We start from the raw sequence: 16,722 nt of genomic DNA, 5'->3' as shown, positions 1-16,722 counted from the left end.
TTGTGTCGCGAGCCAGCCGGGGTGTCCAAGCGAACTTCTGCCCGCGGCAGAAATTACCCTTCCGGTGTTCTGCACTTGACCCCTGCCGTTTGCAAATCATGCTTCGTCTGCTAAGCCCCGTCCAAAGATGACAGCAACGGGGACAACAGATGACACCTGACATTCGCCCGCTGGTGGCCGGCAACTGGAAAATGAACGGCACGCGTGAGAACCTCTCCGAGCTCAAGGCTATTGCCGAGGGCCTCGGGGCGGATCTTGCGGATGCCATCGACGCGCTGATCTGTCCGCCCGCCACCCTTCTCTACGTCGCCACCGCACTTGCCGACGGGACGCCGCTTTCGATCGGCGCCCAGGATTGCCACGACAGGAAGAGCGGCGCCTATACCGGCGACATCTCGGCCGAAATGATTGCCGATTGCCTCGCCGGTTTCGTACTGGTCGGACATTCCGAACGCCGCACGCTGCATGGCGAGAGCAACGAGACCGTGCGGGCCAAGGCAGAGGCCGCAAAGGCTGCCGGTCTCACCCGTGTTATCTGCATCGGCGAGACCGAGGCCGAGCGCAAGGCCGGCGAGACGCTCGCGGTTCTGGGCCAGCAGCTCGCGGGTTCTGTCCCCGATGGTGCTATCGCCGCCGATACCGTCATTGCCTATGAACCGGTCTGGGCGATCGGCACCGGTCTGACGCCGACGGTCGGCGATGTTGCTGAAGCCCACGCGTTTATCCGCGCCGAAATGGAGAAGCGATTTGCAGGCGAGGGGGCGCTTATGCGACTGCTCTATGGCGGTTCGGTCAAGCCCGACAATGCTGCAGAACTCCTCGCAGTGCCGCATGTCGACGGTGCGCTGATTGGCGGCGCAAGCTTGAAAGCCTCTGACTTCCTCGCCATCTGTAAGGCTTGCCGCGGCCTCTTGGGCTGATCAGCGACATGATCTTGCACCCGCTTTGGCCTGTTGCGCCCCGACGGGACTTGGAAAGCTGGCTGCCCTCGTGTAAAGAGCCGCCAAACCGGACAAAGATTACGCCCTGACAAGGGCAGGAAAGAAACCGATGCAAACCGTTTTGATTGTCATTCATCTCATGATCGTGCTGGCGCTTGTCGGCATCGTGCTGATCCAGCGCTCCGAAGGTGGCGGCCTTGGCATCGGCGGCGGTTCCGGCTTCATGTCGGCGCGCGGCGCCGCCAATGCGCTGACCCGGACCACCGGCATCCTTGCCGCTGCATTCTTCATCACCTCGCTGGCGCTTGGCATTCTGGCTCGCTACAGCGAAAGCCCGACAGACATTCTCGACCGGATTCCGGCCCAGACCCAGGGCACCGGCTCGGGCGTTCTCGACCAATTGGGCGGCGCACCTGCACCTGCCTCCGCGCCGGAAACGGCACCCGCTGGAGACGCTGCAGGCGACATTCCGGCTGCGCCGGTGCCATCCGGCTCGGACGTTCCCTCCGGGCAGTAAGGCCTGACCATTCATTGACCGGCGGTTGGCACAAAAGCCTCCGCCGGTTTTTTCATGTGATTTTGCAGGCGCTTGTTCTGTTATTCACCGCTAAAATGCGTCATCTGAATTTTGGGGTGGCGGAATCAGTTCTCTAAAGGTATCGGTTCAATCCCATGGCGCGATATGTTTTCATAACCGGCGGCGTGGTCTCCTCGCTTGGAAAAGGCATTGCCTCGGCCGCCCTTGGTGCGTTGCTGCAGGCCCGTGGTTACCGGGTGCGGCTGCGCAAACTCGACCCCTATCTCAACGTTGATCCGGGCACGATGAGTCCGACCCAGCACGGCGAGGTGTTCGTCACCGACGACGGCGCCGAGACCGATCTGGATCTTGGCCACTACGAGCGCTTTACCGGCCGCTCGGCGGTGAAATCCGACAACATCACCACCGGCCGCATCTACAAGAACATCATCGACAAGGAGCGGCGCGGCGATTATCTCGGCGCCACCGTTCAGGTCATTCCGCATGTCACCAATGAAATCAAGAACTTCGTCCTCGAAGGCAACGAGGACTACGATTTTGTGCTGTGCGAGATCGGCGGCACCGTCGGCGACATCGAGGCGATGCCGTTCATCGAGGCAATCCGTCAGCTCGGCAACGATCTGCCGCGCGGCAATGCCGTTTATGTTCACCTCACGCTGATGCCGTGGATTGCCGCTGCCGGCGAGCTCAAGACCAAGCCGACACAGCATTCGGTCAAGGAACTGCAGGCCATGGGTATCGCGCCCGATATCCTGCTGGTGCGTGCCGACCGGGAGATTCCGGCCGAGGAGCGCCGCAAGCTCTCCCAGTTCTGCAATGTTCGTCCGTCCGCTGTCATCCAGGCGCTCGACGTGCCTTCCATCTACGATGTGCCGATCGCCTATCACAAGGAAGGTCTCGACACGGAAGTTCTGGCCGCCTTCGGCATCGATCCGGCGCCTGCGCCGCGCATGCAGTCCTGGGAAGCAGTCTCCGAACGCATCCACAATCCCGAGGGTGAGGTCACCATTGCCATCGTTGGCAAGTACACCGGCCTCAAGGACGCCTACAAGTCGCTGATCGAGGCGCTGTATCACGGCGGTATCGCCAACCGGGTCAAGGTCAAGCTCGAATGGATCGAGAGCGAGATCTTCGAGAAGGAAGATCCGTCGCCCTGGCTCGAGAAGGTCAACGGCATCCTGGTGCCCGGGGGTTTTGGCGAACGCGGCGCGGAAGGCAAGATTTCCGCCGCGAAGTTCGCCCGCGAACGAAGGGTTCCCTATTTCGGCATCTGCTACGGCATGCAGATGGCGGTGCTTGATGCGGCGCGCAATCTCGCCGGCATCGAGGATGCGGATTCCTCGGAGTTCGACCGCAAGAACGGCACCCATGTCGTCGGCATCATGACCGAATGGCTCAAGGGCAACCAGCTCGAGAAGCGCGCTGCCGATGGCGATCTCGGCGGCACCATGCGGCTGGGCGCCTATCCGCATCCGCTCAAGCCCGGCAGCCTGATTTCGAGGGTCTACGGCTCCACCGAGGTCTCCGAGCGCCACCGCCACCGCTACGAGGTCAACATCGCCTACAAGGACCAGCTTGAACAGGCAGGCCTGGTGTTCTCCGGCATTTCGCCGGATGGGCTGCTGCCCGAGACGATCGAGTATCCCGAAGATGTGCATCCCTGGTTCATCGGCGTCCAGTACCATCCCGAGCTGAAGTCGCGGCCGCTCGAACCGCACCCGCTGTTTGCAAGCTTTATCGAAGCGGCACTCGAGCAGTCACGTTTGGTGTAAGGGCCGCGCAGTCTGCTTGCGGTTGACCGATGAGCCGTCCGTCGTTGCCATTTATACGGACGCGTTTTGCGGTCCCGGTCCTGAAAATCGTCTAAGAAAACCCAGCATCGTGGCTGGCGTCACCGTCAATCCTGCCGCTGCCATGCCGTGCCACGCTGTTTAGGCAAATTGGCGGCACCGGGGACGTGATTGCGACGCTCTGGCGGTGGCATTTGCCAGATGAAACCTGGCCGGGCGCTCTGCCGGGGCTTCGGTTTGTAGTAGACGCCAAAGCGCGCCATCATCGCCCAGCCGAATCGGTCTAGTCTGGGCGCTCACCGGTCGGAGTTTCCGTCCGCTTCTCGCCCATCAAGACAAAGGCCATGCGGCCAGGACGGAAAAATGCGGCCAGTCCTCTCCTTGCTCTGCTTCCCTGTGCGCCTGGCCATTCTTGTCGTGGCACTGTCTTTGCCGTGGTCGAGCGTCCACGCGCAAGAAACCGTGGAGCCGGCCGGGCCGACCATCGAGATCGGCGAGGGCGTGATTACCGATGCGGAAATCCGGTCCCGAATTCAGACCATCTTCCGTGAAATAGAGGGTTTGGGCCAGATCAGGGTATCGGTCAGCTCAGGTGTGGTCACGCTGAGCGGTCAGGTGGAGGAGGCGGCTGCTGCCAACAAGGCTGAGGATCTGGTCAGCCGCGTTTCCGGCGTGGTCGCCATCGAAAACCGGCTGACCGAACAGACCGCGGTGACCGAGCGGCTCAAGCCGGTCATCGGCCGCTTCGAAAGCCGGCTGCAGCAAACACTTGACTATCTGCCGCTGGTGATGGTGGCAGGGCTTGTCTGGGCGTTGATCGGGCTTTTCGGATGGTTTGTCACCACCCGCAGGCAGCCGTGGGACTGGCTCACGCCCAACGCGTTCATTGCCGATCTCCTGCGTCAGACGGTCTGGCTGGCGTTCCTGATGTTCGGCGCGCTGATGGCGCTTGATATTCTAGGCGCCACGGCGGTTCTTGGCACAATTCTCGGCGCTGTCGGCATCATCGGTCTTGCCATCGGTTTCGCCGTCAAGGACACGGTGGAAAACTACATCGCCTCGATCCTGCTCTCCGTCCGGCAGCCATTTCAGCCGCGCGATTTCATTGCGCTGGAAGGCACCGAAGGCTTTGTCATCCGGCTGACCTCCCGCGCCACAATCCTGATGGACATTGATGGCAACCACATTCGCATACCCAACGCCACGGTGTTCAAGGCCAAGATCGTCAATTACACGCGAAACCCCGAACGCCGCTTCTCTTTCGAGCTTGGCGTTGATGCAGACAGCGTACTGCATGAGGCGCTGGCGGTCTGTCACAAGACGCTCGATGGCCTCGACTTCGTGCTCAAGAAGCCCGAACCCGGCGCCTGGATCGAGCAGGTCGGCGATTCCAATGTCGTCATCGGCGTGTCGGGATGGATCAACCAGACAGAGACTGATTTTCTCAAAGCGCGCTCCGAGGCCATCCGCACGGTCAAGACAGCGCTTGAGGCGGCGGGCTTCGCGCTTCCCGAACCGATCTACAGGCTGCGATTTGATGCAGGTGCTGCGTTGCCGGCTATCGCAGAGCAGGGAGCTAAGTCGGAGACAAAGCCTGCACCTGCCAGACCGGCGGCCGAGACGATGCCGGGCGAAGAGGTTACCAACACCCATGTTGATGAAGCCGTGCTGAAGAAGGTCGATGAGGAACGCGAGCAGCAGACCGGTGCCGACCTACTGTCGAGCAATGGCCAGGACGAACTGGGAACCCGACCTACTGTTTGAGCCTGGCCGAATGGCAAGGTGAAACAGAGGACGGCCAGCGTGTCCTCGCGGCAGCTGCGTGACGTCAATCTACAGCCCGACCCCGTTCTATAATTAACGGCAGTCGCGTCCCCGATGGCTTGTGGCAGAAGCATGGCGGTTCGTCCAGAGATCATGCGCCTGGAAAGCCCTGGCGCAGCAGCACCCGTGCCTTCGAGCCAATGCCTGCCGCCTTGCCGCGAACCCGAAAATTTGAGACACTCTTGCCGTGTGGGGCGCGGTCTAGCGGGAAATGGTGTGAGATGATGGCGTGAGAGATACCGCGCCGGAGGAGGATCAGAAGATGCCCATCAATAGGTCAACCGTCGTCAAGACTGTGTTTGCCGCAGCCCTTGCATCATTCGCCGCCAGTGCCGCGCAGGCGACCGTCTCGATCTCCTGTACAGACATGAAATCCGATTCGAGCCTGGATATCGTGCTGGGCGCGGGACCCGTTCCAAACGTGTTCTCGGTGCAACTGTCCGTCGCCGGGCGCGAATTCACCACAGAGCCGGCTCAGCCCGGCGAGCCCGTCACCATCGCGCAGGCCTTTGATGACGGTGAACTCTTTCGTATCGATCTCGTTGACGACCAAGCCACCAGGCGGGTCGCCATCATCAGGCTGCTGAACGCCGAGCACGACGCCATGCCTCTGCGCATCGGCTTTCTGCAGATCGAGGACGAACCGCCGGTCGGTGTTTCCTGCATAGGCCCGTGACCTGCAGACCCGGCAACACTGCAAAGGCAGCTCATGCTGATTTCGGGTGCGTTTCAGCGCCTCAATGGAACGGGATGGTGTCGACCTATTTGGCCTTGCGCACATAGGCCGACATCAGTGCGGCCATGCGGGCGTTGCGGATGGCAGCCGTGTTTTCGCCCATTACCACGCCGACCACCGATTTGCCGCCGCGATTGACGGAGGTGGCAAGGTTGAAGCCCGACGCCCGGGTGTAGCCGGTTTTCAGCCCGTCCGCACCCGGGATCATCTCCATTGCCTTGTTGTGGCCCTTGATGGTGCGGCCGGCGACGGTGACTTCGGTCTGGCCGAAATAGCCGTAGTAGTGCGGGAACGTCCGTCGCAACAGGATCGACAGCCGCGCCATGTCGGTCGCCGTCGTCACCTGACCGGGATCCGGCAGTCCAGAGGCATTCTTGAAGGTGGTGCGGGTCATCCCCAGCGAGCGGGCCTTGGCCGTCATCATCTCGGCGAAACGCGCTTCCGAGCCGTTGCCGAGAAATTCCGCAACTGCGGTTGCCACATCGTTGGCGGACTTGACCACCAGTACCCGGATCGCTGTGTCGACGGGAATCGACTGCCCGGCCTTCAGTCCGAGTTTCGAGGGCGGGCGGGCAGCCGCATTGCGCGAGATCGGGATGAGATCCGTTCGGCTGACGCGGCCCTGGTCCATGGCTTCGAACATCATGTAGAGCGTCATCATCTTGGTCAGCGAGGCCGGATAGCGCAGCTCGTTGCTGTTGGCGCCATAGAGCATCTTGCCGCTCTTGGCGTCGACAACGATGGCCGCGTACTTTTCCGTTGTCGGCGCAATCGGCGCGACGCTGTCTTCGATGGAGCCGCCCGAAGAAGCGCAGGCAGAAACGGTGCCCACCACCACGATCAGTGTCAGGTACAAGCGGCAACGGCGCCACGCGTCTGCAATCAGTCCGGTCAAAACCAGCTCCCGTTTTCAGCCCGTTAACCAATTACCGCCTGGCCGCGATTCCTGCAAGGGTGCGACGGCTTTCATCGTGCAACCGCTCGGTTGCCGGCGGCGTTTGGTCAAGCGCAGTTGCACCCGATCCGGGCTTGCTGGTAAGGGAAGGCCGAACGGAGTCAAATCATCGATGCCATCACCGCGAACCCCACGTCCTCTCGATCATCTCGTGCTTCCGGTCGAGGACCTTGACACCGCGCGCGCCCGCCATTCCGCGCTCGGTTTCACCGTGGCCGCCGATGCGCGTCATCCTTTCGGGACCGAGAATGCCTGTGTCTTTTTTGCCGATGGCACCTATCTCGAGCCGCTCGGCATTGCCCAGCGTGAGGACTGCGAGGAAGCCGCAAGGAGCGGCAACGTCTTCGTCGCCCGTGATCAGGCCTACCGCTTTCGCAGAAGTGACAACGGCTTTTCAGCGCTCGTCGTCGGCTCGAAGGACGCCGGTGCCGACCACGATCGTTTCGTTGAACTCGGCATGTCGGGTGGCGACATGCTCACCTTCTCCCGGCCGATGAAACTGCCTGATGGATCCGAGGTCACGCCGAGTTTCAAGCTCTCCTTCGCCGCCGATCTGCGAGCGCCCGACCTGTTCGGATTCGCCGTCGAGCGGATCAATGTGCCGGCTGCCGATCGTTCGGCGCTGACCGCACACCCGAATGGTGTGATAGGCATTTCCGAAGTCATTCTGTCCGAGCCCAATCCGACGGATTTTCAGTATTTCATCCAGGAATTGGCCTGCAACCGAGAGGTTGAAGCCAATTCGTTCGGAATGTCGGTTGAACTCGATGGCGCAACCATCACCGTCTTCAACAAGGCCGGGCTCGAAACCCATCTCGGCATTGTCGATCCCTCGCGCGAGCGCGGCCTGCGGGGGCGCGCCTTGGTCTACCGTGTACCGGACCTGCAGGCCCTATCGGCGCTGTTGCTGAAAAACGAGGTTCCTGTCAGGCAGGTGGCAGGCCGGCTGATCGTTGATCCCGCGCCGGGCCAGGGCGCCTGCTACTGTTTTGAGGAAATCCGATGAATGCTCCCAACGCCACCGTCGCGGTCGGTGATCTCCGCTTCGGCAATCACCTGCCGATCACCCTGATCGCCGGTCCCTGCCAGATGGAAAGCCGCGAGCACGCCTTCGAGATCGCAGGCTCGCTCCAACAGATGTGCGCCGGTCTCGGGATCGGGTTGGTCTACAAGTCGTCCTTCGACAAGGCCAACCGCACTTCTCTGGGCGGAAAGCGCGGCATCGGGCTGGACATGGCCATGACGGTGTTCGCCGACATCAAGGCAGAACTGGGCCTGCCGGTGATCACCGACGTCCACACCGAGGAGCAATGCGCCACCGTGGCCGAAGTTGTCGACATCTTGCAGATCCCGGCCTTCTTGTGCCGGCAGACCGATCTGCTGATCGCTGCGGCACGCACTGGACGCGTCATCAACGTCAAGAAGGGCCAGTTCCTTGCCCCCTGGGACATGAAGAACGTGCTCGCCAAGGTTACCGAAAGCGGCAATTCCAATGTCTTGCTCACCGAGCGTGGTGCATCCTTCGGTTACAACACGCTGGTCAGCGACATGCGGTCGCTGCCGATCATGGCGGCAATGGGCGCGCCGGTGGTTTTCGACGCCACCCATTCGGTGCAGCAGCCCGGCGGGCAGGGCGGTGCATCGGGCGGACAGCGTGAATTTGTCGAGACACTGTCGCGTGCAGCCGTTGCGGTTGGCGTCGCGGCACTGTTCATCGAGACCCACGAGGATCCCGACAACGCGCCTTCCGACGGTCCGAACATGGTGCCGCTCAGCGAAATGCCGCGGCTGCTTGAAACGCTGATGGCATTTGATGGGGTGGCCAAGCGCTAGAACACGAGCAAGTGTTCACGCTTTGAATCAGAAAGGCCGCCGGATTTCTCCGGCGGCCTTTTTCACATCGGAAACTGATTCTGAGAGAGCTTAGAACTCACTCCAGCTTTCTTCCTTCTGGGCTGTTGCTGCGCCGCCGCGTCCAAAGGCGGAGGCGATCTTGGCGCCGAGCGCCCGGGCCGGAGATTGCGCCGGCTTCGATGAGGCGTTGGCAGCAGCAGGTGCCGCATGTGTTGCGCGGCCGCCGGTGTTGAAGCGCCGCACCAGGCCTTCGAGCTTGACGGCTTCGCCCGACAGGCCCTGGGTCGCGGCGTTGGTTTCCTCCACCATGGCAGCGTTCTGCTGCGTCGTCTGGTCCATCTGGTTGACCGCCGAGTTGATTTCGGCCAGCGCCGTCGATTGCTCCCGCGCGCCGGTGACGATCGACTGGATCAGGTCGTTGATCTTGCTGACCTGGCCCTCGATTTCGCCCAGCGCGGTTCCGGTCTGGTTGACCAGGGTGACGCCGTTGCCGACCTGGGTCGAAGAGGTTTCGATCAGGGTCTTGATCTCCTTGGCTGCGTTGGCCGAACGTCCGGCCAGTTCACGCACTTCCTGGGCGACCACCGCAAAGCCCTTGCCGGCCTCGCCGGCGCGTGCTGCTTCCACGCCGGCATTGAGCGCCAGCAGGTTGGTCTGGAAGGCGATGTCGTCGATCACCGAGATGATCTGGCTGATCTGCTTGGACGATTCCTCGATCCGCTCCATGGCCGAGATGGCGTTCTTGACGACAGCGCCGGATTTTTCGGCGCCGGCCTTGGCGGTGCCGACCATGTCGGAGGCTTCCTCGGCGCGCTGCGACGAGCTTTTCACCGTCGAGGTGATTTCGTCCAGCGCCGCGGCGGTTTCCTCAAGCGATGCGGCCTGCTGCTCGGTGCGCTTGGACAGGTCATCTGACGCCGAGCCGATTTCCGAGGAGGCGAGGCGCACCGCTTCGGTGGTCGATGAGATCTCATCGATGGTTTCGCCGAGCGAGCCGACCGCGGAGTTGAACTCGGTGCGCAGCTTTTCATAGGCCGGCGCAAAGGTCGCGTTGATGCGGTAGGCGAGATTGCCGGACGACAGGTTTTCGAGCCCTGTTGTCAGCGCTTCGATGACGCGGACGCGTTCGGCATTCTCGGCGGCCTGGCGTTCTGCGGCTTCCTCCTCGAGACGCTTGATCTCGGCCTGTTCGGCTGCGGATTTCGCGCGGGCATCCTTCCGCTCTACTTCGCCTTGGCGGAAATAGGCAACCGATTGCGCCATCTCGCCGATCTCGTCCTTCCTTTGCGCGTAAGGGACCTCGTTGGAATAGTCGCCCGTTGCCAGCATGCCCATGTAGTCTTTCATGCCAACAAGCGGACGGATGACATTGCGCACAATATACATCATCAGTATCAGGCCTAACGCCAATGCCAATCCGGCAAATCCAAGCCCGATATACAGGGACTTCTCGGCCTCAGCCAATTTCGCGGCCATTTGGGATTCGATTTGGACGTCGATTTCTGCCTCCGCGGCGTGAATCGCCGCCATGGCAAGTTCGACCTCCTGCTGCAGGTTGTCGGCTACCTGGTCGAAAGAGGCCATCAGCTTGTTGCCTTCAGCCGGACCGCCTGCAACATATGCCTTGGCCATCTCGACCCCGGCGGCGCGAAAAACCGTGAATCTCTCGCCCAATGAAACTGCTGCCGCGCCCAATTCCGGTTCGCCCAGGCGGTCGCCGAGTTCAGACACGCGTTTAGTCTTTTCAGCCAGAGCGGCGGCCGCTTCGTCTGCCCGGGTGAAGCCGTCATCCAGACCATCCATGCCGCGTGTTGCTGAAATGTCGGTCAGGGCTTCCTGGGATGCGAGGATGTCGAGTTCAATTCCCTTTGTCAGCACTTCAAGCTCTTTGATGAAGCCATCGTTTTGCCGAGTGTAGGAAGCCAGTTCCTGACTTGATTTCGCAAGCTTGCTAATCTGCATTTCGGCGAAACCGATCGCCACGATGTTGGCTGCGATCAATGCCCCGACAGCAATTGGCACCGCGAGACTTAGTCTGATGTCTGTAATACGCACGTTGAATCTCCGAAATTAGTTGTATTGATAAATAAAAGGGGGGAGGTTCTGGCTTCCGCATCAATTGTGGCTTCCACAACTACAGCAAGTGTCTGTTTCATGGTCGTGGAAGACCAATATCTGCAGTCGGCCATGGATAGTTTAGCTCCAACGGGGGGGTGGCGGAATCATTCCGAAAGTGCACGCTTCATGCAAACCGCCTGTCATCGCTGGCAGACAATCTTGATTGTTGTAAATATCGAGCAGTGGTTACTGAAATATGAATCAACCCCTTACAAAACCATGCTAAATCTCGAGTGTGGGGTTTTAGGGGGGCGCTCATCGTGCCAACCTGCTGCGGCGGCACCCGCGAGCTGCGCGGACAACAAGAAGCTGTGCAGCGCGGCAGGCTGCATCCGTATGGGATGGGTAAACTTAGTTGGGTTAATGAAATGACTCAATAAGTCTCGTTGGGCTTAGTCTTTTGGAGTATGCTGCGTTCTATCCAGACAAGCAAAGGCCGCCGGATGTCTCCGGCGGCCATGGCTGTTTCGGGAAGCTGATCCTGAGAGGCTCAGAACTCGCTCCAGCTTTCTTCCCTCTGGGCGGTTGCCGCCCCGCCGCCGCGTCCGAAGGCGGAGGCGATCTTGGCGCCGAGTGCCCGGGCCGGAGACTGCGCCGGCTTCGATGAGGCGTTGGCAGCAGCAGGTGCCGCATGTGTTGCGCGGCCGCCGGTGTTGAAGCGCCGCACCAGGCCTTCGAGCTTGACGGCTTCGCCTGACAGGCCCTGGGTCGCGGCGTTGGTTTCCTCCACCATCGCGGCGTTCTGTTGGGTCGTCTGGTCCATCTGGTTGATCGCCGAGTTGATTTCGGCCAGCGCCGTCGATTGCTCCCGCGCGCCGGTGACGATCGACTGGATCAGGTCGTTGATCTTGCTGACCTGGCCCTCGATTTCGCCCAGCGCGGTGCCGGTCTGGTTGACCAGGGTGACGCCGTTGCCGACCTGGGTCGAAGAGGTCTCGATCAGCGTCTTGATCTCCTTGGCGGCGTTGGCCGAACGCCCGGCCAGCTCACGCACTTCCTGGGCGACCACCGCAAAGCCCTTGCCGGCTTCCCCGGCGCGTGCTGCTTCCACCCCGGCATTGAGCGCCAGCAGGTTGGTCTGGAAGGCGATGTCGTCGATCACCGAGATGATCTGGCTGATTTGCTTGGACGATTCCTCGATCCGCTCCATGGCTGAAATCGCGTTCTTGACGACAGCACCGGATTTTTCGGCTCCGACCTTGGCGGTACCGACCATGTCGGAGGCTTCCTCGGCGCGCTGCGACGAGCTTTTCACCGTCGAGGTGATCTGGTCGAGGGCCGCAGCGGTTTCCTCAAGGGATGCCGCCTGCTGCTCGGTGCGCCTGGACAGATCGTCCGAGGCCGACCCGATTTCCGAGGAGGCGAGGCGCACCGCTTCGGTGGTCGACGAGATATCGTCGATGGTTTCACTCAAAGATCCGACGGCCGTGTTGAACTCGGTGCGCAGCTTCTCGTAGGCCGGCGCAAAGGTCGCGTTGATGCGGTAGGCGAGATTGCCCGACGACAGGTTCTCGAGCCCTGTTGTCAGCGCTTCGATGACGCGGACGCGTTCGGCATCCTCGGCGGCCTGGCGTTCTGCGGCTTCCTGTTCGAGGCGCTTGATCTCGGCCTGTTCCTTCTCGGATTGCGACCGCGCCTCTTTCCGCTCCATGGCTGCCTGGCGGAAATAGGCGACCGACTGCGCCATCTCGCCGATTTCGTCCTTGCGCCCGGCATGCGGCACTTCATCGGAATAGTCACCCGCCGCAAGCTTGCCCATGTAGTCCGTCATGTCGGTCAGAGGGACAACGGCGCGCCAGCGGAAGAGAATGAGGCCGCCCAGGAACAGTGCTACAGAAACGATGCTGGCGATAAGGGTCAGGTTGGAAAACAGCGCATCTTCGGCGCGCGCGTCGGCCTCTGCCTTTTCGAGGAAGGTCGAAGCGGAGGCCACCAGTTCGTTTACGGCTTCATCATGGATATGGAATGTCCGGTACAGCTCGTCGAGCACCAGTCTCGCCGCTTCTCTGTCGCCCGACAGAACAGTCGGTAGGAACTGGTCGTTCATAGCCGTCCAGTAAGCGTCGCCCTTCACCAGGACATCGTCCTGAAGCTTCCCGTTGAGCGAGGGTTCAAGATCGGATTGCTGCCAGAAGGTTCGACGCTCTTCATAAAGCCCGTTGAGAGACTGAATTTTCGTGGAATTCTTTTCCACAACCTCCTCATGCGCGATCATTTCGTTTGCCAGCATGTAGGACTCAACCACGTAAAGCGGCGGCGGCAGAATGTCCGCGATCAGGTCCTTGCCGTTGACGATCTCCTGGTAGACCGGTCCATTGACCTTCAAATCCTCGAAGACATACTTCTTGAGCGCCATCGAGGCGACGAGGCCAAGTGAAACGACTGCCCCGAAGACGATAAGGCTCTTTCCAATATTCAGTTGCACGTGCGTGATCTCCGCATTTCTGATGAAGGACTATTCGATCTGGATTGTCGAAGATGATTTCGCGTCATGCAAAGCCACGCTCGGCGCGTGACGATTATCGCCCTCGGTCGCTGTGAAACATAGATGAAAGCGATTACTTAAATGTAAATTAGGTATTAATCATTGTACCCAAGTTCTCATTACAAGGTTGTAGAGCGATTGGCCGCGATCGGTCCAATATTTCCCCGCCGCTCCTAAAAATTCGGAATTCTCACTGGTAATTCTCAAGGGTTTGAGCCCGAAAATGGAAAAAATGCCTTAGAGATGCATAAATAAGAAAAAACTAATTAATTAACAGAATCGGTACAACCTGTGCAAAATCTTAAGTGTCGAACAGAAAGTTCCAACGCCTGACGCCAGAAATGTGAGGGAAGTTGAGCGCACGGACCAGTGCATGTTTCCAAGGGTGCGAGCAATGGTCATGGAACCTGTATTGGCCAAGCGAATCAGTCACTCTGTACTGGCGCGCAATTGATTTTTCGGCGAAGTGCGGTAAGACGGCGCAACGCCGCCCGGCGGCAGTTTAACCCCAGCCCTACCTCAACAAGGAACCAGACCATGACCGCCATCATCGATATTGTCGGACGGGAAGTCCTCGACAGCCGCGGAAACCCGACCGTGGAAGTTGACGTGCATCTCGAAGATGGATCCATGGGCCGTGCGATGGTGCCGTCAGGCGCGTCAACCGGCGCGCATGAGGCGGTTGAATTGCGCGATGGTGGTGGCCGTTACCTGGGCAAGGGCGTCGAGAAGGCCGTGGCCGCCGTCAATGGCGCGCTGTGCGACAATATCTGCGGTATGGATGCGGAAGGCCAGATCGCGCTCGACAAGGCGATGATCGCGCTTGACGGCACCGCCAACAAGAGCAAGCTCGGCGCCAACGCCATTCTCGGTGTTTCGCTGGCCGCAGCCCGCGCCGCCGCACAGTCGAGCGGCCTGCCGCTCTACCGCTATGTCGGTGGTGCCAACGCCCGGCTGCTGCCGGTACCGATGATGAACATCATCAATGGCGGCGCGCATGCCGACAACCCGATCGACTTCCAGGAATTCATGATCATGCCTGTCGGTGCCGCTACCCTGCGGGATGCCGTGCGGATGGGCGCCGAGGTTTTCCACACCCTCAAGAAGGAACTGTCGGCCGGCGGCTACAATACCAATGTCGGAGACGAGGGCGGATTTGCACCGGACCTCAAGAGCGCACCAGACGCACTCGATTTCATCATGAAGTCGATCGAGAAGGCCGGCTACCGGCCGGGCGAGGATATCCATCTTGCGCTTGATTGCGCCGCCACCGAGTTCTTCAAGAACGGCAAGTACGAGCTGGAAGGCGAGGGGCGCTCGCTCGAGCCCGAAGCCATGGCCGCGTATCTCGCCGAACTGCAGGGCAAGTACCCGATCATCTCGATCGAGGACGGCATGGGCGAGGATGACTGGGACGGCTGGAAGGCGCTGACCGACAAGATCGGCGACAAGTGCCAGCTGGTGGGCGACGACCTGTTTGTGACCAACTCCGCCCGCCTGCGCGACGGTATCAAGATGGGTGTGGCCAATTCGATCCTGGTCAAGGTCAACCAGATCGGCACCCTTTCCGAAACGCTCGATGCGGTCGAGACCGCCCACAAGGCGCGCTATACGGCTGTGATGAGCCACCGTTCGGGCGAGACCGAGGATTCCACCATCGCCGATCTGGCCGTCGCCACCAATTGCGGGCAGATCAAGACCGGTTCGCTCTCCCGCTCCGACCGGCTTGCCAAGTATAACCAGCTCATCCGCATCGAGGAAGAACTTGGTGTCGAGGCGGCCTATGCGGGTGCATCCGTGCTGCGCGGATAAGCTGCCTGAAAATGCTTGCCGATGCCTGGCACCGCCAGGCCAGCCTGGCTCAAGCCCGCGTGAAAACGCGGGCTTCTTTGTTTGCGATGCAGCAATTCGCACGGATGGCTAACTCAATCTTAAGCATGGCCTGTCATCCTGTCTCACTCGCAGGGGTAAGGCGTTTTTCGAATGCGGACACAGTTCAGAAAAAAGCGATACTGGAGCCGATGGGTCGTTCCGGCGCTTTCGGTTGCCTGCTTCACCTATTTCGGCTTCCACTCATGGTCCGGTGCCTATGGGCTTGATTCTGCCGAGGCGCTTGAAATCCGCCGCGTTGAATTGTCCGAACGGCTTGCAACGCTGACCGAACGCAGGCAACATCTCGAGCGCATGGTGATGCTGTTGAGCGACGGCGCGGTAGAGGCCGACATGCTGGACGAGCGGGCGCGGGCCCTGTTGAACGTGGCCCGTGAGGACGAGGTCGTGTATTTCCGCTGAATTCAGTTGATTAACCTGAAGCCGGTTAATTTCAAAAATATAAATCAATATCAGGTACTTAGTTGGAATATCAGCTATGCGTTTATGCGCTTGCTGATCGTCTGCAATTTCCCTATGGTCACTTCAAAGTACCATTGGGAGGATGAGATGGCTACACGCAAGAGCGCCGCCGCCGCATCCCGCAAGAAGCCGGCTGAAAAGAGCGGGCTGAACGGCGGGATCACCGAATTCGACAAGGAAACCGAGCTCGAAGCCTATCGCGAGATGCTTCTGATCCGCCGCTTCGAGGAAAAGGCCGGCCAGCTGTATGGCATGGGCTTCATCGGCGGGTTCTGCCACCTCTATATCGGCCAGGAAGCCGTGGTCGTTGGCATGCAGATGGCGCTCAAGGACGGCGACCAGGTCATCACCGGCTACCGCGATCATGGCCATATGCTCGCCACCGGCATGGAAGCCCGCGGTGTGATGGCCGAGCTGACCGGCCGCCAGGGAGGCTACTCCCGCGGCAAGGGCGGCTCGATGCACATGTTCTCCAAGGACAAGAACTTCTACGGCGGCCATGGCATCGTCGGCGCCCAGGTGTCGCTTGGAACCGGTCTGGCCTTTGCCAACAAGTATCGGGGCAATGACAATGTCTCTGTCGCCTATTTCGGCGATGGCGCCGCCAACCAGGGCCAGGTCTACGAGAGCTTCAACATGGCGGCGCTGTGGAAGCTGCCAGTGATCTATATCGTTGAAAACAACCGCTACGCCATGGGCACCTCGACGGCGCGCTCCTCGGCCCAGTCGAACTTCTCGCTGCGCGGCAACTCCTTCGGCATTCCCGGCCACCAGGTTGACGGCATGGATGTCCGCGCCGTGCATGCCGCAGCCGTAGAGGCTGTTGCTCATTGCCGGTCCGGCAAGGGTCCGATCATTCTCGAAATGCTGACCTACCGTTATCGCGGCCACTCGATGTCGGATCCGGCGAAATACCGCTCCAAGGATGAAGTCCAGAAGATGCGCTCCGAGCATGACCCGATCGAGCAGGTCAAGGCACGGCTGCTCGAACTCAAGCACGCCAGCGAAGACGACCTCAAGGCCATCGACAAGAAGGTGCGGGATGTTGTGGCGGATTCGGCTGACTTCGCCCAGAACAATCCGGAGCCGGATCCGTCCGAGCTCTACACCGACATTCTGCTGTAAGGGG

The 16,722-nt window shown here is 60.5% G+C and carries 13 protein-coding genes; 10 read left to right on the top strand and 3 right to left on the bottom strand.

What is annotated here, in order from left to right:
• The first annotated feature begins 149 nt into the window (after positions 1–149).
• The 5 genes from tpiA to SPHINGO391_RS10910 all read left to right on the top strand — a co-directional run bounded on the left by tpiA (position 150) and on the right by SPHINGO391_RS10910 (position 5,769).
• Positions 150–920, top strand: coding sequence for a triose-phosphate isomerase (gene tpiA, locus SPHINGO391_RS10930; protein ID WP_152008856.1), 771 nt, complete (start codon positions 150–152; stop codon positions 918–920).
• Positions 921–1,050: 130 nt separating this feature from the next.
• Positions 1,051–1,458, top strand: coding sequence for a preprotein translocase subunit SecG (gene secG, locus SPHINGO391_RS10925; RefSeq protein WP_152008855.1), 408 nt, complete (start codon positions 1,051–1,053; stop codon positions 1,456–1,458).
• A 155-nt stretch (positions 1,459–1,613) separates the two neighbouring features.
• The gene (locus tag SPHINGO391_RS10920; RefSeq protein WP_152008854.1) at positions 1,614–3,251 is read left to right on the top strand and encodes a CTP synthase; all 1,638 of its coding nucleotides are present in this window, start codon (positions 1,614–1,616) and stop codon (positions 3,249–3,251) included.
• 381 nt (positions 3,252–3,632) lie between these two features.
• Positions 3,633–5,033 carry a BON domain-containing protein gene (locus SPHINGO391_RS10915; protein WP_152008853.1) on the top strand — a complete coding sequence of 467 codons (1,401 nt, stop codon included), beginning with the start codon at positions 3,633–3,635 and terminating at the stop codon, positions 5,031–5,033.
• A 322-nt stretch (positions 5,034–5,355) separates the two neighbouring features.
• Positions 5,356–5,769, top strand: coding sequence for a hypothetical protein (locus SPHINGO391_RS10910; protein ID WP_152008852.1), 414 nt, complete (start codon positions 5,356–5,358; stop codon positions 5,767–5,769).
• Positions 5,770–5,854: 85 nt separating this feature from the next.
• On the opposite strand, the gene SPHINGO391_RS10905 is transcribed toward SPHINGO391_RS10910, so the two are convergent.
• Positions 5,855–6,724 (bottom strand): D-alanyl-D-alanine carboxypeptidase family protein, encoded by an 870-nt coding sequence (locus tag SPHINGO391_RS10905; RefSeq protein ID WP_152008851.1) that lies wholly within the window; start codon positions 6,722–6,724, stop codon positions 5,855–5,857.
• Between the two features lie 172 nt (positions 6,725–6,896).
• Here SPHINGO391_RS10905 and SPHINGO391_RS10900 point away from each other — a divergent pair, with 172 nt between their 5' ends.
• Positions 6,897–7,790 (top strand): VOC family protein, encoded by an 894-nt coding sequence (locus SPHINGO391_RS10900; RefSeq protein WP_152008850.1) that lies wholly within the window; start codon positions 6,897–6,899, stop codon positions 7,788–7,790.
• Positions 7,787–8,617, top strand: a complete 831-nt coding sequence (gene kdsA, locus SPHINGO391_RS10895; RefSeq protein WP_152008849.1) for a 3-deoxy-8-phosphooctulonate synthase — start codon at positions 7,787–7,789, stop codon at positions 8,615–8,617. Before SPHINGO391_RS10900 ends, kdsA begins: the two co-directional genes overlap by 4 nt.
• A gap of 90 nt (positions 8,618–8,707) precedes the next feature.
• Here kdsA and SPHINGO391_RS10890 read toward each other — a convergent pair whose 3' ends face one another.
• Together SPHINGO391_RS10890 and SPHINGO391_RS10885 are read right to left on the bottom strand one after the other, a co-directional pair.
• Positions 8,708–10,693 (bottom strand): HAMP domain-containing methyl-accepting chemotaxis protein, encoded by a 1,986-nt coding sequence (locus SPHINGO391_RS10890; RefSeq protein ID WP_244615167.1) that lies wholly within the window; start codon positions 10,691–10,693, stop codon positions 8,708–8,710.
• 553 nt (positions 10,694–11,246) lie between these two features.
• On the bottom strand, positions 11,247–13,181 hold the full coding sequence (locus tag SPHINGO391_RS10885; RefSeq protein WP_193217258.1) for a methyl-accepting chemotaxis protein: 1,935 nt from the start codon (positions 13,179–13,181) through the stop codon (positions 11,247–11,249).
• A 597-nt stretch (positions 13,182–13,778) separates the two neighbouring features.
• On the opposite strand from SPHINGO391_RS10885, the gene eno reads away from it, so the two are divergent.
• The 3 genes from eno (at position 13,779) to pdhA (ending at position 16,718) form a co-directional block, all read left to right on the top strand.
• Positions 13,779–15,053, top strand: a complete 1,275-nt coding sequence (gene eno, locus SPHINGO391_RS10880; RefSeq protein ID WP_152008848.1) for a phosphopyruvate hydratase — start codon at positions 13,779–13,781, stop codon at positions 15,051–15,053.
• Between the two features lie 171 nt (positions 15,054–15,224).
• Positions 15,225–15,533: a septum formation initiator family protein gene (locus SPHINGO391_RS10875; RefSeq protein ID WP_152008847.1), complete on the top strand. Its 309-nt coding sequence runs from the start codon at positions 15,225–15,227 to the stop codon at positions 15,531–15,533.
• Between the two features lie 147 nt (positions 15,534–15,680).
• Positions 15,681–16,718, top strand: coding sequence for a pyruvate dehydrogenase (acetyl-transferring) E1 component subunit alpha (pdhA, locus tag SPHINGO391_RS10870; RefSeq protein WP_152008846.1), 1,038 nt, complete (start codon positions 15,681–15,683; stop codon positions 16,716–16,718).
• The last annotated feature ends 4 nt before the right edge of the window (positions 16,719–16,722 follow it).

The sequence above is a fragment of the Hoeflea sp. EC-HK425 genome, from assembly GCF_902498795.1.
GTDB lineage: Bacteria > Pseudomonadota > Alphaproteobacteria > Rhizobiales > Rhizobiaceae > Hoeflea > Hoeflea alexandrii.
Note: the sequence above shows the minus strand (reverse complement) of the source record. Positions and strands in the feature narration are given on the sequence as shown.